Here is an 18,955-nt window from a genome sequence, read left to right as displayed (position 1 = left end):
ATAAATAAAAAAGAAATGTCAAGAAAACCTGCTGGAAAACAGCAGGTTTTTCATAGGTATTGTTTACATTTTGTTGTATTTTTTATCTTCTTCTCTGTGGTAAAATAGCCTTAACTTCAAAAACAGAGGAGAGACAGAGATGAAAAACAGGATTCTGGTTGTGGAAGATGAAAAAGCAATCTCAGATTTGATCTGTATGAACCTGGAGGTGGCCGGATATGAGGCGCTCCCGGTTTACGAAGGAGATGCCGCGGAGCAGGTACTGTGGAATGAGAAGGATCTGGATCTGGCCCCTGTGGACATTATGCTGCCTGGCCGGAACGGATTTGAATTAATGGAATGCTTTCAAAAAAGGGCAATTCCTGTTATATATCTTACGGCCATGTCAGATGTTGCTTCTAAAGTAAAAGGCCTTCGGGAGGGAGCTGAGGATTATATTGTAAAACCCTTTGAGGTGCTGGAACTCCTGGTGCGCATAGAAAAGGTCCTTGAGAGGACCGGACGGCAGAAGGAGGTACTCAGTTTCGGAGGGATTGTAATTAACCTGGACAGCCATCAGGTAAGAAAGGATGGGGAGTGTGTCACCTTGAAACCCATGGAATATGATCTGCTGTTGCTGCTGGTGAAGAATAAGAATGTGGCGTTTACCAGGGAACAGCTGCTGCAGCAGGTGTGGGGCAGTGGCTATATGGGAGAAACCCGGACTGTGGATGTACATGTGGGCCAGCTGAGAAAGAAACTGGGTCTGACGGATCAGATAAAGACCATTCCCAAGCTGGGATACCGCCTGGAGGATAGGGAATGAAGCTTTGGAAAAAGATATCTATACTAACCACAGGCATACTTCTGTTGGCCCTGGGGCTCTGCGGGAGCTTTACCGTAGTCCGAATGGGCGGCTACAGCATAGAGCAGAGGGTGTTTAATGAGGGCAAGCAGATGGAGGGCATGGGATACGCCTTTGAACAGTTCTGCAAATCCAATGAACTCCTGGACATGAGCGACACAGTAAAAGCATCTTTTCTGGACTTTCAGTTCAGGAAGTGCTGCGGGAAGGATTATGCTCTGATACAAAAGGGGGAGTCTGTGATAAATCTCACAGAGTTTCAGGTGTCTGATACAGGGCTTCTGGACAAGCTTAGGCCCTGGAACAGCGAACATCCGGATTATGAGATTCAAAAACTGAATCACAGATATATTCTTCTTATGGCCAGGCCCGTGGAGGGCATGGAAGAGACGTATATTCTGACCGCAAAGGATATTACCCAGGTTTTTACGGGGATCGAAAACCAGGCTGTACTGTTCGGGGGCGTCTATCTGCTGGTGTCATTTCTGGCGGCAGCCGGTATTGGCATTCTGACCAGGTTTGCCCTGAGGCCTCTGTACAATCTGGAGAAGGCATCCCTTGCCATCAGCCGGGGGCAATATCAGGAGCGGGTGCCCGTAGCTTCCAGGGATGAAATACAGGTGGTGGGAGAGGCTTTTAATCAGATGGCAGACCAGGTGGAAACACAGATTACCCAGCTGCAGGAGATTACAGAAAAACAGAAGATGCTTTTGGGCAGTCTGACCCACGAATTAAAGACGCCCATGACTTCCATTATGGGGTATGCGGATACGCTGCTCCATGTAAAGCTGCAGGAGGAGCAAAGAGAGAAGGCCCTCTCCTATATTTACCAGGAATGCTGCCGTCTGGAACGGCTGTCCGGAAAGATGATGAGCCTCACGGGACTCTATGTAAATGATACAATTCATCTGAAGCTTGGATCTGTGGAGGAATTGTTTCAAAAGGTTGCCCATGTGGAGAAGGAACACCTCCGGGAGAAGGAGATACAGTTTTCCATGGACTGCCGGATGGAGAAGATCCCCATGGACAGCGATCTCATGGAGAGCCTGCTGGTAAACCTTGTGGACAATGCTATCAAAGCTTCCAGACCGGGAGGAAGCATCTGGATGGAGGCAAAGGATCACAAAATCGAGGTGATCGATGAGGGGAGGGGAATTCCCCCGGACGAGGTTTCAAAGGTAACAGAGGCTTTCTATATGGTTGACAAGGCCAGAACTAAAAAAGAGGGCGGGATTGGACTGGGGCTTGCCCTGTGTAAAGAAATTGCCCATATCCACAAGGCTAGTCTTGAGATCGAGAGCTCTCCCGGCTGCGGTACGGTAGCCCGCATTCTTTTTACAGACGCTTACAATTTATTTACAACTTCCTGAATACTTTGAAAGTTCTTGCTGGTATGCTGGGATGAGAAAGGAGGAAGTGTATGAGCAGCAGGTGTATGAAAAAGTTTCTGGCAGGAGCCGCGGGAGCGGGAATTCTTGTGACAGGGCTTCTGGGATGTTACCAGACAACCAGTCAGATGACGGTTACAGAGAAAAAACAAAATGAGGCACAGGGAGGTGCCCAAAGCCAAAACGCAGCGGAGGAAAAGGGGCAGAATACATCTACAGTGGAAGGGCAGGTACAGGCCCCGGAGAGGTATCAGGCTTCTTTTGAGACCAATGAGGGGATGTTTCGGGTTGAGGCGGATGCGGATATCCGGGTGCCGGAAGCCGAGAAGATGGAGATAAGGCCTGTAAAATCAGGAAATATCAGTCAGGAGGATCTGGACCGAGTCACAGGGGTGCTCTTTCAGGGACAGCCGATGATGCAGTATCAGGACGAAAAACAGGCGGGAGAGATGACCCAAGAGGAGTGTGAGCGATATATCCGGCAACTGGAGGCGTTGAGGGACAAAGTGGATTCCGGAGTGAGGGAGCGTCTGGACACAGAGATAGAAGCGTACCGGAAGAGAGGTGAGAAGGCACCGGCATCTGTAAAGATGAAGGAGGTTCCCATCAAGGTGCCGGAACCTGCAGACGGGGCCAGCCTGGAGGGATTTGTTACCATCGGGGAGAAGGAATATGAATTTCAAATGGTAACTGTCAACGATGAGGGAGAGGTGCTTCAGAAGATAGGCTTTTATGACAGGACAGCCAGGTGCGCCCAGTACTTTACGGAGTCCCGGGTCTCTGAACAGGAGGGAGATTTTTCCATGGAAACTCCGTCAGAGACAATCATTGGGGAGGGCAATGCCCTTTTGGAACAGCTGGGATATGAAGGTTTTGCCCTGGCACAATTGGAGTATCAGAAGGCAGCCAGCCCTTACCTTGAGGAGAAAGATGCGGAAACTGGGCTGGTCCTTCACTATACCAGGGAAATTGACCAGATTCCGATTCTGTATTATCGGGAGGCGGGCAAATATGCAACCTCCCTGACTCTGAGGGAAGACAGGAAGAGTGACGGAGGGATTGGATTAGGGGAAGGAAACTCCCCCATCCAGAAGATCTGGCAGCCGGAGGAGATTTCCATCCTCTACACCGATGAGGGACTTTGGCGGGTTTTGATTAAAAATCCTTATATCGTTGAGGCAGGAGCCGGTGAGGCGGTCTATCTGCTGCCCTTCCAGGAGATAACTGACGTGTTTCAGCGTATGATAGGAGAGAAATATAAAAGCTATCAGGAACAGAATATTAAAGCCTCTGCGCAGGTACAGCAGATAAAACTCGGGTATGTAAGAACCGCGGAGGATGCGGATGACCAGGAAGGAAGACTGGTCCCCGCATGGATTTTTTACGGGAATATGGAGACAGTGTACCCGGAGGAGGGAGAGTATCTTTTATCCCAGGCAAGCTTTCACAGTGCGGCTCAGGCCCTTCTGATTATCAATGCCATGGACGGTACGGTAATCGATGCCCCGTGACAGCCATTATATAAAAAGGGCCTCCCGGCGGGCTGACGATTTATATTGAATTTCTGGCATGATATTGTATAATATCCATAGATAGGACAGAATGACAGCATACCACAGAGCGGGGGTATTATGAGCCAGAAGGGAAATACTACAGAAGAGGCGTTAGGGTACAGTCTGAAGAAGCTGATCCTTAAGATGCCTTTTGAAAAGATTACAATCCGGGATATCACAGAGGAAGCGGGGCTGATGCGTCCTACCTTCTATAATCACTTTAAGGATAAGTATGACCTTTTAGAGTGGGTTTTTACAGAAGAGATAATACAGCCGGCGGAAGCTCTGATTGAGAGCAATATGATGGAGGAGGCTGTCCATCTGATGCTGAGGCGGATGGAGATGGATCTTGACTTTTACAGGAAGGCCGTACGGATTCAGGGGCAGAATTCATTTCAGGATATAATTTTCCAGGCATTCCGGGATATTATGAGGAAGGTACTGGAGAGCAAAATGAAGGGAAAACGCATGGCCAACCGTCTTCTTACGCCGGAATCTATAGCTGAGTATTATGCGGCGGTCAGTTCCTTTGTAATAATACGGTGGATTAAGACTGAGTGGGAGGTAACGACACAGGAGGTTGCCCAGGCGTACGCCATGCTGGTGGCAGAGCCTCTGGATGAGATGATTCGGGAGCTGTAAAGCTGCGCATGACAAATAGTCGAATTTGTCATTAAAGAGCGACAAAATAATGTTGTTGTCATTATAAAGAAAACATTGTAAAGAGATTGAATATTAACATATTCAGTCTCTTTTTTTATAATAAAAGAAAGAAATAATACTATTGTCCGGAAAGAGGTGGTGTGAGGTGGGGACAGTTGTAGTGTGGCTCCTTGCCCTGGGATTGGCCCTGCATATATTCGAGACCACTATGGAGATAGGAGCCACCCAGGAAAACTGGGGAAAAAAGAAGGCTCTGGTCATGGGGGTTGTGTATGCAGGAGTACAACTGCTTCTGATGGCCCTTGGGGGACTGGCTGCCTGTGTGCTGGAAAAGCTTCCGGCCATATATATCATTGGCAGAGCCTGTCATTATACAGCAGTTTTGCTGCTTTTGATGATTGCCGTGCGCCGGTTCCGGAACGGGACGGACAAGGCAGGCTTTCTGGAGCGCAGGGAGGCTCCTCTGTCTGTGAAGGGATGTATCCTGAGGTCTGTGAGAACCGGGATGGAGGCAGTTATTATAGGAGTCTGCCTCTACTACGGGAACGGCGGCGCCCTATGGGGCGGTATCTGTGTATTAAGCCTGTCTGTTCCCGGAGCTGTGGGTGGATTTCTGTACGGATATTGGCGGGGGGTAAAACAAAAGAAGATGGTATGCCTTACGGACGCAGTATTTATGACACTGGCAGCGTTTGGGCTTTTGGTGTAGGGAAGGAGGGAAAAAATATGACAGTAACAAGAAAAATGGAACGGGCAGCAGTGGGAAAGACAATCGACGAAGTACTAAAATATGTGAACAGGGACAGAGAGAAGCACCTCTTGAATCTGGTAGACCTGGTAGAGAAGCTGGCGGGAGACATGTTTCAGGAAAAGACCTATGCGGGGGCAAGAACCCTCATTCGGCAGCCGGAAGGAAAGTGGATGCAGTATGTTAACTGTCTTCTGGACGAAGTAGATCCCCACGTACTCAGGACGACTGTGCTGAATCTGGGATACGAAGCAGCCTTTCAGGGGACAAAGATCATACGAAGGATGAGAAAGGAACACCAGTGCAATATTCCCTGGGTTATGCTTCTGGATCCCACCAGTGCATGCAACCTTCACTGTACAGGGTGCTGGGCCGCTGAATACGGGCATAAGCTGAATCTGTCCTATGAGCTTATAGACAGCATAATTACCCAGGGCAAAGAGCTGGGGGTTTACTTCTACATGTATACTGGGGGAGAGCCTCTGGTGAGAAAAAAGGATTTGATCCGCCTGTGTGAGAAGCACAACGACTGTGCATTTCACGCATTTACCAACGGAACGCTGGTGGACGATGACTTCTGCAAAGAGATGGCTAGAGTGGGGAACTTGTCCCTGTCTCTGAGCCTGGAGGGGTTCGAGGAGGTAAATGACGGTCGGAGAGGGAATGGAATCTTTCAGAAGGTGCTGACGGCCATGGATCTGCTCAAAAAGTACGGCCTGATATTCGGCACTTCCATCTGTTATACCAGCGCGAACACCGAGACTGTCACCTCAGATGAATTCCTGGATTTGATCATTGAGCATGGCTGCCGCTACAGCTGGTACTTTAATTATATGCCTGTAGGGAATGAGGCGGTAAAGGAACTGATTCCCACGGTGAAACAAAGAGAATATATGTACCACAGAATCCGTGAGATCAGAGGCAGAGAAGGGGGCAAACCAATCTTTGTCATGGATTTCCAGAATGACGGAGAATTTGTAGGAGGCTGTATTGCCGGGGGCAGAAACTACCTGCATATTAATGCCAACGGAGATGTGGAACCTTGTGTATTTGTTCATTACTCCAGCGCCAATATAAAAGAGGTTTCCCTTCTGGAGGCTCTGAAGCAGCCGCTGTTTATGGCCTACAGGGAAAACCAGCCCTTTAACGGGAATCATCTCCGGCCCTGCCCGATGCTGGAGAACCCGGAGATCCTCCAGAGGATGGTGCACGAAACCGGGGCCAGGTCTACCGATCTGCAGTCGCCGGAGACTGTGGAACACCTCTGCGGCAAGTGCGTGGAATATGCCAGCGAATGGGGGGCAAAGGCTGACGAATTGTGGGAGGAAAATCCTCACCACAGAGAATATTTCCAGAACTATAAGGAAACCTATAAATAAAACTACAGGCTTTGGACGGGAAGGGGTGGACGGCTGATTATTATGTGCCCTTTTTGGTAAGCATTGGATTTGCCCTGCGGCTTAAAACGGACTGAACTGCTCCTGTTGGAATTCCCAGACTTTTGTGGTAAGATAAAAACAGCATAGATTAGAAAGAGGGCATGTATCAATGGGACAGCTGGTTGATTTTACCATGGAGAGAGAGGGGCTTGTGAAACCAGGGGACAGGATTGAATTAAAAGAGGATAGAGCAAGTACCATGTCCGGGCTGATGTATTATTATACCATTAAGGATGCGGTTGCAATGTCGGGGAATTTGAGAAAACCCCTTGTGAAGCTGACCGGTACGGTTACCCAGGTGGTTCCGGAGACCAGTGTGTATATGGTAACCGTAGAGATTGACGATGAGTAAAGAAAAAAGGTCCCGGGTGCCGGAGAACAGGCGGAGGATGCACAGAAAGTGCATTCTCTTTTTTTGCTTGCGACAGAATGTGATATATTATATAGATGCAAAATAATGCGAAAATGTGAGGGGGTTTTATATTGCTTGCAAATAAAAAACAAATCTGATATATTAGAAAGATAAAAATATAGTGAGCAGAAAGGAGAAGGAACATATGGTGAGTACAGAAGAAAAACTGAGACGCCACAAGGCGTTCTGGGCGGCAGAGAAGGGGAATAAGCCTTTGGTAATTGTGCGGATTGGGGACTTATTTTTGAGCAGAAGGTTTGAGGCTATGCTTCCTCTGCTGGAGCGGGGGCATGAAATCACACCGGAACAGATTGTGGTTGAAGACTTTTTGCCGGATTATGAACGTATGTATCTGGAGGCGAATTCTGTTAATCAGGATGGATTCTTTGCGGCGGAGCCCTGTACAGGATTGCCGTGGATGGAAGCTATCTTTGGGGCCAGAGTAGTTGGAGAATCGGTTAGTGTGATTACAAGGCCTGTGGTCGGAGAACTGAGTAATATAAAGGGTATAGAGGACAAAGGAAAAAACCAGTGGTACCAGAAATACCTGGAATTTTCGGCAAAACTGACGGCGTTTGCCAAGGGACGTTTTCCGGTGTGTCAGCCTATTCTGCGAGGCGTGACTGACACTGTAGGAGCCTTAATAGGACAATCAGAGATGGCCTATGCGCTGGTGGATGAACCGGAAAAAGTTAAAGAGGCATTTTTTCAGATTGCGGAAGCGCTCAGAATGCTTATCAGGGATCAGTATAAGACGACAATCTCTTTTTTTGGGGGCAGGAGCATAGGATTTTATCATATATGGGCTCCCGGGAGTGTGATCTGGTACCAGGAAGATCTGGCTTCCCTGATGTCTCCGGCGCATTATCAGGAGTATCTGTATCAGACTTCCTGCAGAATTGTTGAGGATTATGAGTATTCGCTGGTACATCTTCATCCAGCCAGCTTTTTGCATCTGGACGGGATTCTGCAGGTGGCTAATCTAAAAGCAGTCCAGCTGAATAAAGATTTGACAGGTCCTTCCGTGGAAGAAATGCTGCCCCAGTGCAAAGCGGTATTGGATGGGGGGAAGAACCTTGTTCTGGGAATGGGGCCGTTTACAAAGAAGGATATTGACGTAATCTATGAAGAACTGCCTCATGAACGGACGGCGCTCAACATACTGGCTGATAGCGTGGAAGAGGCCAATGAAATAATCGGATATATAGACTCGAAAGATTGGTAACGTGAAATATTACATAAATAAAAAGAGATAGAAAATTGTACAGTATTACTGAAAAATCAGTGAAAATATCTGCTAAAATGGACATTGACCCATAGCTAAAAATGTATTATATTGGAATTAGTGATATATCAGACGCGAATAAATCACTACAGGAGATGTAATATGACATCAAAGGAAAGAGTAATGGCGGCATTAAATCATGAGGAAGCCGACAGAGTGCCGCTGGATATTGGCGGGATTAATAATTCTACCATGCATGAACAGATTGAGAAGGCATTGAAAGAAAAACTGGGCCTGAAAGACAATGGAACTGTCATAAAAGCAGTCCAGCAGGGCGTTGTTGTTCCGGATGACAGTGTGGTGGAGTATTTTGGAGGTGATACGTGTTCCCTGTACATTAATGAATCCCGCCCCTGGAAGGATAACGGGGACGGCACCTTTACGGACATGTGGGGGGTGGGGCAGAAGCTGAATCCAGATGGGTATTATTATAATATGTGTTTTCATCCCATGGAGCATGTGGAGGAGCCGGAGGATCTGGAAGCTTACACCTTCCTGCCGCCTACAGAGTACATGGTAGAGGGTCTGGCAGAGAGAGCGGAGGCTCACAAGGACAAGTGCTGCATTCTGGAGGGGCTGCGGGAGCCTATGTTCGGCCTTCCCTCCTGGCTGAGAGGAAATCAGAATTATTACATGGATCTGCTTGCCAATGAAGAGCTCTCGGACGCCCTCCACGAGAAGATACTGGCGTATTATCTGGAGCTGATTGATTTTATTATGGTACGCATAGGGGATAAGGTTGACATTGTAAAAGTGGCGGATGATTTGGGGGCGCAGGATGCGCTGCTGATGTCCCCGGAGACGTACAGAGCTAGGGTGAAACCTTACCAGGAGCGGCTTTACAGCTATATAAAGAAAAAGTATAACAAAAAGCTGCTGCTCCATTGCTGCGGGGCGATTGAACCTATTATCGGCGATCTCATAGAGATTGGTGTGGATGCCCTGAATCCGGTGCAGATATCGGCTAGAGGCATGGAACCGGAGATGCTGAAGAAGAAGTATGGAAACAATATCACCTTCTGGGGTGGTGGCGTGGATACACAGAGCTGCCTGAACCTGGGGACAGCAGAAGAGGTAAAAGAACAGGTGAAAACAAATCTGGAAATTTTTAAGCCTGGAGGCGGCTATGTTTTCTCCCAGGTGCATAATATTCAGCCGGGTGTACCCCTGGAGAATATCCTGGCTATGTATGAGGTTTTTAGAGAGAATTCTCAGTATAAGTAAAATGGAATGGAAATGGTGTGCAGATGGGCTGCTGCCTGAAGACAATCTGTCTTCAGGCAGCAGCCCATTGTTTTTTGAAAGAAAAGCCTATACATATAATAATTGGATAATATTGGTGTGATATATTATAAAAACAAAGGAAAAGGCAAAAAACATGTAAATCATATATAGAAAAAATGCACAATAAAAATAAGAAATAACTATTAATATATAACAAAATGCGGCAAAAAACGAAAAAAGCTGAGAAATATTATTGACACACCGCGGGGAGCGTATTATGATGTAGTTGCGTCTGATATATTAGAAAAACACATAAATATAAGGAAATTGCGGCAGGTATTCTGTTTGTTTCCTTTGGGAATCAGAAGAAAAGGAGAGCTTATATGAAAACAAAGATTTTAAGTCTTTTTATGGCGGCAGTGTTAGCTGCAGGTATGTTGGCCGGATGCGGAAAAAGTTCTGATGACAATTCTGCAGGAACAGAGTCAGATGCATCAGATACAGAAAAAGAAACAGATAAAAAGTCAGATGGAGAGCCGGTGGTATTGAAGATTGCAACAATTCTTACCAGCGGTGAACCGGCGGTAAATCAAATGGAGGCATTTGCAGAGCGTGTGAACGAGAGGTCTCAGGGTTCCCTGGAAGTACAGGTATATGCCAATTCTGAGCTTTATTCAAATGCACAGGATATCGTAGAGGCGATTACCAGAGGCGGTAATATCATTGGATTTTTCGATCCTGCCCAGATGTCTGATTTTGTACCGGACTATGCGGTTATGAATGCTCCGTATTTGTACAATGCTCCGGAGGATATAGAGAAAGTGGGATTGTCTGACTATGGGCAGGAGATGGTGGCTCAGGCAGCCGAAAAAGGAGTCCGGGTTCTGGACAGCATGACTACATATTTCGGAACCAGACAGGTGATTAGCAAAAAGAAATTTACCAACCCGGAAGAGTTTAAGGGCATTATGTGCCGTGTGCCGACCACCCCTCTTTGGGTAAAGACCATTGAAGCTATGGGAGGAAACCCCACGACCATAGCTTTCAGCGAAGTCTACAGTGCAATTTCCCAGGGAGTGGCCGATGCGGCTGAAAACCCTCTTCCCAGTATCTATGCAGCCAAACTTCATGAAGTGGCTCCCTACGTAATGCTCACCGGCCATATGATTGCTCCGGGCGGACTGGAGATGTCTGAAGAGTTCTTCCAGAGTCTGACAGAGGAGCAGCAGACCATACTAACAGAAGAGGCCCTTGCATTTGCGAAAGGAACAACAGAAGAAGTGTTAGAAGCAGAAAAACAGGTAAGAAAAGAGATGGAAGAACAGGGAGTTGAATTTGTAGAAGTAGATACAGAGGCGTTTGCTGAGGCATGTAAATCTGTGTATACAGCATTTCCTGAATGGACAGACGGCGTATATGACAGGGTGAAAGAGATTGTGGACAAAGAGTAACCAGGGGTGAAACACTTGTATGTTCGGCGGCCGGGTAGCCATGTCTGGCCGTCATTAAAATTAGAAAGAAGGAGATTCAAGATGCAGAAAAACTTTAAAATTTTTTTGGCTAATCTGGAAGAGTTTATCGCAGGTTTCTTTCTCATTCTGCTGATTGTACTGACCAGCGCTAACGTCATATTACGTCTGGTATCAGGAAAGTCCCTGCCCTGGGCAGAGGAGCTCTCTTATGCCAGCTACGCCTGGGTAGTGTTTGTGGGGGCGAGTGCGGCATTTAAAAGAAAAGGACACAGCAGTATTGATTTACTGGTTCAGCTCTTTCCAAAGAAGATGGAGAAAGGGGTAGCGGTATTAACCACAGTAGTTGAGATGACAGCTATCGTGGGCATTGCCTATCTGGCAGTGAATCTCTCCGCTGCCGCTGTGACCAAGCTTACTCCGATTCTCCATATCTCATATACCTATGTGGATTTGTCTGTTGTATTTGGCTTTTTTATGATGCTTCTTCATTGCATCAAGCAGATATATAATATTTTTAAATATGAAGATTATAACAGCAGGCCTCTGTATGCCAGCCTTATCAATATAGATCCGGTACAGGATATGACAGATGAGATTACAGCTTCACAGGGAAAGGAGGGGCAGTAGAAGATGGCATTTTTACCTCTGATATTAATGTTTATACTTTTTGCGATTAATGTGCCGGTTGCTTTTTCTCTTGCAATATCGGGCATGGTATATTTTATCTTTTTAACAAATGATCTTCCCATGGACTTACTGATACAGGCAATTATGAGCAGTACCACATCCTACCCCATGCTGGCAATTCCTTTCTTTATAACAGCAGGTGTTGTAATGTCCTATGCCGGGATTTCCAAGAAATTAATGGATATGGCCGAAGTGCTGACCGGACACATGCAGGGCGGCCTGGGACAGGTAAATATTCTTCTGAGTGTTTTCATGGGCGGGATCTCAGGCTCACCTATTGCGGACTGCGCCTTTGAAGCAAAGGTTTTGGTTCCGGAGATGGAAAAGAAAGGGTATTCCAAAGCATTTTCGTCTGCATTGACAGCGGCATCTTCTGTGATTACACCGATTATTCCCCCTGGCATATGTCTGATTCTGTACGCTACGGTAACCAACCAGTCCATAGGCGATATGTTTATGGCCGGCTATATTCCCGGGATTCTCATGGGGGTGGCGCTGATGATCACAGTATGGAGAATTTCCAAAAAGCGAGGTTATCTGCCGTCAAGAAAGGCCAAAGCATCCTGGAAAGAGATAGGAAAACAGGCAAAAAGTTCTGTATGGGCCCTCATTATGCCTTTTGGCATCATTATGGGGCTCAGGATGGGATGGTTTACCCCCACAGAATGCGGAGCCATCTGTGTGCTTTACTCCGTATTTTTGGGAATCTTCATATACAGGGAATTAAAAATAAAACATATTCCAAGGATTTTAATAGAGTCAGTACTCAGTACGGCATCGGTTATGTTTATCATGTGTTGTGCGGGCTTATTTTCCAAATATCTGAACTGGGAGCAGATTCCCTCTACGGTATCAAACTTCCTGCTGGGGCTTACAGACAATAAGTATATATTTCTGCTGATTGTAAATGCTTTGCTGCTGTTTATGGGAATGTTTTTTGATGCCAATGCCGCACTGGTGATCTTTCCTCCCCTGTTGGCGCCGGTTGCCCAAAAGCTGGGAATTGATCTGGTGCAGTTTGGAATTATCATGTGCATGAACATTACCATCGGCGGAGTGACACCTCCATTTGGCATTCTCATGTTCACCGCTGCTAATATAACAAAGGTAAAGGTGGGAGAATTTATCAGGGAGGCGCTGCCTCTGCTGGGAGCCCTGATTGCAGTTTTGCTTCTTGTAACTTATATACCAGGGATCTCGCTGTTTTTAATCAGACTGTTGGGATAGGAGGAAGATACATGTCTCGGTACTATGAAGAAGTTCCGGTTTTGGGTGACAGAAAAATGATAGAAGAGGCTGCTGGAGGATATCTGCAAAAAGAAGGATTTCAAGCGCTGGGAGAAGACGGCCTTTGGGGAAAGCTTTATAGTATCACGGGAGGCCCGCATTTTATTCAGCTGACTATAGGCGAAGGGCGGGTGGCTGTCCAGGCCTGGATAAAAATTGCACTGCTGCCCAGACTCTGGATCGGTGAAATGGGGATTAAAGGCATGTACGGGTTCCTTGCAAAACGGCAGATGAGACGCCGCCTGGAGGAACTGAAAAAAGTAATGAAAGGTGTATAGCATAAATGGAAAAATTGCAGTTCCGTATAGATACGGGAAACGGTTCAAGAGAGCTGATTTTGGATAGTAAAAATTTCTTATATTATGCAGCTCAGAAGCTGGAAAAAAGTCTGGTGCCTGAGGAAAAGGTGATCGAAGCAGCCATTGACCGGCCTCTGGGAGGGGTATCTCTTGAGGATATCCCCATAGACGGAAAAGTAGCTGTCATCATAGACGATGCCACCAGACCCACCCCCTCCCGGAAGATCATTCCGTATCTTCTGCGAAGGGTGGAAAAGAGAAGCCAAAATATTACATTTATAACAGCTCCCGGAACGCACAGGCCTCTGACGGAGGAAGAGCTGGATAAAAAGATCGGAAAAGATGTGCTCAAAAAATACAGTGTGGTCAATGTGGACGCACAGAGAGAAGAAGATTACCAGTACATCGGTGAGACGGAACAGATGAAAACTCCTTTATATATCCACAAAGCCGTCCTGGAAGCAGACTATCTGATAGCCATCGGCAATATCGCACCCCATAATGTGGTGGGCTGGGGCGGAGGCGCCAAGATTATTCAGCCAGGGGTCAGTGGCAGGATCACAACGGAGGCCACCCATCTGTCAGGCTGCTTTGAGCGGATCGAGGAAGTATTTGGAAATGTAAACTGTAAGGCAAGGCAGGAAATTGATGCCATCGGAGAAAAAGTGGGACTGAATTTTATTGTGAATACAGTTTTAAGCGCTGAGGGGCAGATTCTGGGATTATTCTGCGGTCATTATCTAAAGGCCCACAGGGAAGGTGTGGCTTTTGCCCAAAAAGTCCTGTGCCCCTCCATTCCGGAGTTGGCGGATATTGTGATTGTCTCTGCGTACCCCTGTTATCTGGACTACTGGCAGGGATTCAAACCCGTAGGGTTTTCCCTGAAGGGAGTAAAGAAGGGGGGGATTGTGATTTATTTGTTTGATCCTCCGGAAGGCCTATGCGGGAATTCCCCTGCCCATAAGCCAATTTTGGAGCAATATCTGAATAAGGATGAGAAAACGGCCAGAAAGGATATTGAAAATGGAACCATCCAGGATCTGGTGGGGATCTGCAATCCTCTCTGCCATTATCAGGTGGTGGAACAGGTGAAGGTATTCTGTGTTACAGATACTCTGACAGAGGAAGAGTGCCGGCTGCTGAGATTTAAAAGATTTACCGATGTGCAGAAGGCAGTGGCCGATGCCTTAAAGGTTATGGGGCAGGATGCGAAAATAGGAGTTATTCCCTGCGGTGGAGAGACCCTGGTGCGGGTGGAGCAAGAGTGAGAAGTTTGCCGTGCAAGGATGGACGTGAGAAAGATTATATGGTAAATTAATGAAAGAATGAAGTAGATTACTGGAGGGGTCGTATGAACGTTGGTGCTAGAAGAGATGGGGAAAGTCATGCAGAGTATGCATACCGTATAATGCGTACAAATATACTGGATCTGACTATGAAGCCTGGAACTGTAATTAATGAGGGAGATATCGCGGAACAGCTGGCTGTAAGCAGGACACCGGTTCATGAAGCGGTTCTGAAACTGAAAGAGGAATTCTTAATTGACATAAGGCCCAGGAAAGAATCCAAGGTATCCTATATTGATATTGATATGGTGAACGAAGGCTTCTTTATAAGAAGAAACCTGGAACCGGCTGCCATGAAAGCTGCTATGAAGCACATCGGCCCGGAATACAGGAAAAGGCTGATGGAGAATCTGAGGACACAAAAGGAGATCATTGAGGAGGGAAGACTGGAGGAGTTCCTCACCTGTGATGATGAATTCCACGAGATTATTTATATTGCTGCGAATAAGCCTCTTACCTTCAGTGTAGTACAGCGGATGGGGTCTCACCTCACCCGTATGCGTTACCTGATTCAGATTTTTAACTGCTATGATTTTATACCTGTAAGCTTCCGGGAGCATGAACAGATGTACGAGATGCTCACTTTTGGAACTGCGTCGGATTTCAGTATTGATGATTATGTGATACAGCATATCAAAGGATTCCAGGATTATCTGCCGAAGATTGTAAATGAATACAGAGATTATTTTAAATATTTGTAGAGAGAAAGCGTCGCTCAGGGACCGGGGATATGGTTGTGGGCGGCGTTTTTACTTTCTTTTATATATTGCGGCTGCCTGCACAGACAACAGAGAGCAATAATATGGTATAATTATCAGATGCAAAGAAAAGCAATATCGATTATACTTATGATAGGCTTTATCTGTCTGCATATATTGCGTGAGCATCGCATATCAAAAATTGCTTTGAAGTGATTAACAGCTCCCTCTCTGGAGGTACATAAAATGCTGCCATATATACTGATAGTATTAGTATTCTGGTTTTTATTCTACTATGCCATTGCGTTAGAATATTTTCGTGTCATTAACATTTACCCAAAAGAAAAGTGTATGAATATTGGAAATAAGCGGTGGAGTTGTTATCCGTATACGAAAAGAAATACATATAGGGAAATACCCGCTGAAGTTATCTGGGGGAATAGATCTATGGCTGCGTTAACAGTGATAACGCTCTTTTTATTCCTGGTGAAAGAAGACAGTAAGGTTACATTAGTAGAAAACTATATTCTCTTTTTAAGTTCTATATATCTCATTTGTATGCTAAGCATGAATTACTGGGCTTTTATACACGTATGTAAGAGGATGACTATAAAAACGTTGAATATATGGTTAACTAATAAAGAATTAATTCAAAAGGAATGGATAGCAATAGATTTGGTTTCTGTGTATAAAAGAAACAATAGAACTTTGGCTGAAGTAAAAATAAAAGATAATAATAAAGTTCTCAGAGATGTCATATTAGACAGTGTTAACCCGGAAGTTTTGCGAAATAATGAATTCAAAGTAAAGGAGATGGGAGGGGTATGCTGGGTTGAGTTGGAAAAGGGCAAAGAGTATTGTTATATAGAAGATATTGCGGATGCGATCGTAGAACAGGAGGAAGATGTCTCTTACTATTTAAATATAGTGGATTTTTCTTTGACACCCTATTTTCATAATTATGATAGTATAGCGCTGGGAAATAAAAATATGATTCAATTACCCAGGGTGAGTAAATGCTGGACAATAGATGAAAACTTTGAAGCCCTGTGCAAAATAGCTGAGAAATGGTGCCGCGCAAACAATATCCCTTATCAGTACAAAGAGATGGACCAGATAATGTCTATATTTTAGAATCAAGCCATTCATCGCCTGCTTTTTGAAAGCGGCAGCCGGATGTGTCCGGCGTTCTTCCGTCAAAAGACAGCAAGGCGAGGAGACAACAGACTATAGACAATTCCATGGGTAATTCGCTATAATGGGAATAGTTAGTAAAAAGGGTTTGGTTATGGAACGTTGAAGAAATACAAAGGAGGATCCTATGAAAGAGACAGAAGAAAGAAGCAAAGGGCCGAAAGCTGTAAGCTGGAGATTGGCGGCAGCTGTGATTTTTGGAAGCCTGCTGTTTTCAACCACAGCTATGGCAGCGGAGGGAGACGGGGAACTATGGGTCAATGGACAGAATATCCTGGAGGCGGAACAAAACACGGTGCCCTGCGGGGCAGGTACTGCAGTATACGATGCATCCAGACATGTGCTTACGTTGAACAGTGCAGTCATAGAAACGGGAAATGAGGACGGCAATGGCATCTCTGTGAAATATGAAGGGGAGACACCCGCAGATCTGACGATTCAGCTTGCAGGGAACAGCCGGATTCAGGCGGGGAAGGAAGCCCAAATTACAGGCGGTATATTTTCTCCGGGCGGTATTATCGTTCAGGGGAACGGAGCTTTGAGTATTGAGGCTGAGAACGGCATCTATACTGCAGAAGACTTGCGCTTAAAGGGAGGCAGCATCACGGTGAAAACCAAAGAGCCGGCCCTTCAGGCGGAACAGGATATAGGAATTGAGGGGGTATCTGTAGTAGCACACTCCTCAGAGAATATGGGAATCTGCGCAGGAGGCGCGATCACGGTTAAATCCGGCAGTGTGTCTGCAAAAGGCGGACCGGGGATGCCAGGTGTGGCTGCAAGGCAGACACAGGGGACAGAGGGAGAGGAACCTGAACTTCAGATTGTCCTGGATTCCGGATATGCAGAGAGAAACGGCGGTGAAGCCGCAGTTTCAGACTGGTTCCAGGAGGGGGAAGAGACGGCTGCCTGGTCCTCCTTTGTCAATCCCGGAGAGAAGGGAAAGCTTTCCCCGGATTTTGGCAACGCTATGAATGAGGTCAGAATTGAAAAAAAGGGCAGCTGGATCAAAGACAGAATCGGCTGGTGGTATCAGTTCCAGGATAAGTCATATCCTGTGAATCAGTGGAAATACATTGACAGACAGTGGTACTATTTTAACGGTTCAGGCTATATGGCCACGGGCTGGCTGAAAAAAGGCAATACCTGGTACTATCTGAAGCCGAGCGGAGCCATGGCTACGGGCTGGTGCAAGGTGGGTAATACCTGGTACTATCTGAAGGACAGCGGAGCTATGGCAAAAGGCTGGGTACTCTTGGATAATACCTGGTATTATCTGCGGGGGGACGGAGCCATGGCTACGGGCTGGTTACTGACCGGCGGCAAATGGTATTATCTGAAGTCTGACGGAAGCATGGCTGTGGGATGGCTGAAATTAGGCAGCCTCTGGTATTATCTGGAGGACAGCGGGGCTATGGCCACCGGCTGGAGACTTCTTGAGGATGAGTGGTACTATCTGAAGTCCGACGGAAGTATGGCTGTGAACTGGTGCAAGGTAGGAAATACCTGGTACTATCTGAGATCTGACGGAAGAATGGCCACGGGCTGGCTGAAGCTGGGGAAGACCTGGTATTATCTGAAGGACAGCGGAGCGATGGTAACCGGTCTGTATCAGGTGGCAGGAAAAAATTATGTGTTTGATACCAGCGGGGCAATGAAGACTGGATGGGCAAAAACCAATAACATCTGGTATTATCTGAAGAGCGACGGAGCAGTTTATACCGGTTGGCTGAGAGATGGAAATACTACCTATTATCTGAAGGAAGACGGGGCCATGGCCACCGGCTGGTTCCTGACAGAGAATGAGTGGTATTTTGCCGACAGCAGCGGTGCCATGGCGGTGAACCGGTGGATTGGTAATTATTATGTAGGAAGCACAGGCGCCATGCACACCTCGGGCTATACACCGGATGGCTATTATGTGGATGCGGACGGCAAATGGATGCCCCTCTCTGAGGATGATATAAAGACAGACGGTGACCGGCTGGTAACAAAATATTACTATTTCACATTGCCTGAGACATGGAATAACCGGATGGAGTATTTTGTTGGAAGAGGACTGTGGGCGTTCCTGTATGCAGATACTGTCATGGATGGCAACCAAAAGAAGCAGGAAGAGCTGTTTACCATTGAGGCGGTAAGGACGGAGCAAGAAGCGAGAGAATACGCAGCGGAAATGGAAGACGGAAGATATCTGGGCCAGCACTCCGGACTTTGGTTTATTGCAGGCGGTGATGAGAACACGGTGATTGATCTGTACACCAAGGCACAGCAGGCGGAGATTCAGCAGATGCATAAAGACGTGGAAAGCATTTTAGATTCCCTGGTCTTCAGATAATAAGGAAAATAGAGAAACAGCAGGACAAGCTTGGGTGGATGTCCTGCTGTTTTTTAAATGTATCTACCACAAGAGGAATCA

The 18,955-nt window shown here is 46.5% G+C and carries 17 protein-coding genes; all 17 read left to right on the top strand.

Annotation, left to right across the window (positions count from 1 at the left end):
• Positions 1-139 precede the first annotated feature (139 nt).
• On the top strand, positions 140-805 hold the full coding sequence (locus GKG41_RS08880; RefSeq protein ID WP_154258159.1) for a winged helix-turn-helix domain-containing protein: 666 nt from the start codon (positions 140-142) through the stop codon (positions 803-805).
• On the top strand, positions 802-2,214 hold the full coding sequence (locus GKG41_RS08875) for a HAMP domain-containing sensor histidine kinase (protein ID WP_154258158.1): 1,413 nt from the start codon (positions 802-804) through the stop codon (positions 2,212-2,214). The genes GKG41_RS08880 and GKG41_RS08875 overlap by 4 nt, the downstream gene beginning before the upstream one ends.
• A gap of 50 nt (positions 2,215-2,264) precedes the next feature.
• Complete coding sequence (locus GKG41_RS08870; protein ID WP_154258157.1) at positions 2,265-3,743, top strand: DUF6034 family protein; 1,479 nt, start codon at positions 2,265-2,267, stop codon at positions 3,741-3,743.
• A gap of 120 nt (positions 3,744-3,863) precedes the next feature.
• Positions 3,864-4,427: a TetR/AcrR family transcriptional regulator C-terminal domain-containing protein gene (locus GKG41_RS08865; RefSeq protein ID WP_154258156.1), complete on the top strand. Its 564-nt coding sequence runs from the start codon at positions 3,864-3,866 to the stop codon at positions 4,425-4,427.
• Positions 4,428-4,593: 166 nt separating this feature from the next.
• The gene (locus GKG41_RS08860) at positions 4,594-5,157 is read left to right on the top strand and encodes a hypothetical protein (RefSeq protein WP_154258155.1); all 564 of its coding nucleotides are present in this window, start codon (positions 4,594-4,596) and stop codon (positions 5,155-5,157) included.
• A 17-nt stretch (positions 5,158-5,174) separates the two neighbouring features.
• Positions 5,175-6,575, top strand: a complete 1,401-nt coding sequence (locus GKG41_RS08855; protein ID WP_154258154.1) for a radical SAM protein — start codon at positions 5,175-5,177, stop codon at positions 6,573-6,575.
• Positions 6,576-6,744: 169 nt separating this feature from the next.
• Positions 6,745-6,987, top strand: a complete 243-nt coding sequence (locus GKG41_RS08850) for a hypothetical protein (protein WP_154258153.1) — start codon at positions 6,745-6,747, stop codon at positions 6,985-6,987.
• 205 nt (positions 6,988-7,192) lie between these two features.
• Positions 7,193-8,272, top strand: coding sequence for a hypothetical protein (locus GKG41_RS08845; RefSeq protein ID WP_154258152.1), 1,080 nt, complete (start codon positions 7,193-7,195; stop codon positions 8,270-8,272).
• A gap of 162 nt (positions 8,273-8,434) precedes the next feature.
• The gene (locus GKG41_RS08840; protein ID WP_154258151.1) at positions 8,435-9,556 is read left to right on the top strand and encodes a uroporphyrinogen decarboxylase family protein; all 1,122 of its coding nucleotides are present in this window, start codon (positions 8,435-8,437) and stop codon (positions 9,554-9,556) included.
• Positions 9,557-9,939: 383 nt separating this feature from the next.
• Positions 9,940-11,007: a C4-dicarboxylate TRAP transporter substrate-binding protein gene (locus GKG41_RS08835; RefSeq protein ID WP_154258150.1), complete on the top strand. Its 1,068-nt coding sequence runs from the start codon at positions 9,940-9,942 to the stop codon at positions 11,005-11,007.
• An 81-nt stretch (positions 11,008-11,088) separates the two neighbouring features.
• A complete protein-coding gene (locus tag GKG41_RS08830; protein ID WP_154258149.1) occupies positions 11,089-11,655 on the top strand; it encodes a TRAP transporter small permease in 567 nt (188 codons plus the stop codon).
• 3 nt (positions 11,656-11,658) lie between these two features.
• Entirely contained in the window at positions 11,659-12,942 is a 1,284-nt protein-coding gene (locus tag GKG41_RS08825) for a TRAP transporter large permease (RefSeq protein WP_154258148.1), read from the top strand.
• A gap of 11 nt (positions 12,943-12,953) precedes the next feature.
• Positions 12,954-13,280, top strand: coding sequence for a hypothetical protein (locus GKG41_RS08820; protein WP_154258147.1), 327 nt, complete (start codon positions 12,954-12,956; stop codon positions 13,278-13,280).
• A gap of 5 nt (positions 13,281-13,285) precedes the next feature.
• Positions 13,286-14,569, top strand: a complete 1,284-nt coding sequence (gene larA / locus GKG41_RS08815; protein ID WP_154258146.1) for a nickel-dependent lactate racemase — start codon at positions 13,286-13,288, stop codon at positions 14,567-14,569.
• Between the two features lie 83 nt (positions 14,570-14,652).
• The gene (locus GKG41_RS08810) at positions 14,653-15,348 is read left to right on the top strand and encodes a GntR family transcriptional regulator (protein ID WP_154258145.1); all 696 of its coding nucleotides are present in this window, start codon (positions 14,653-14,655) and stop codon (positions 15,346-15,348) included.
• A 243-nt stretch (positions 15,349-15,591) separates the two neighbouring features.
• Positions 15,592-16,479 carry a hypothetical protein gene (locus GKG41_RS08805; RefSeq protein ID WP_154258144.1) on the top strand — a complete coding sequence of 296 codons (888 nt, stop codon included), beginning with the start codon at positions 15,592-15,594 and terminating at the stop codon, positions 16,477-16,479.
• A 187-nt stretch (positions 16,480-16,666) separates the two neighbouring features.
• Complete coding sequence (locus tag GKG41_RS08800; RefSeq protein ID WP_154258143.1) at positions 16,667-18,874, top strand: carbohydrate-binding domain-containing protein; 2,208 nt, start codon at positions 16,667-16,669, stop codon at positions 18,872-18,874.
• The last annotated feature ends 81 nt before the right edge of the window (positions 18,875-18,955 follow it).

It is taken from the genome of Lactonifactor sp. BIOML-A5, assembly GCF_009677585.1.
GTDB lineage: Bacteria > Bacillota > Clostridia > Lachnospirales > Lachnospiraceae > Lactonifactor.
This window is presented reverse-complemented; position numbering and strand designations above follow the sequence as displayed.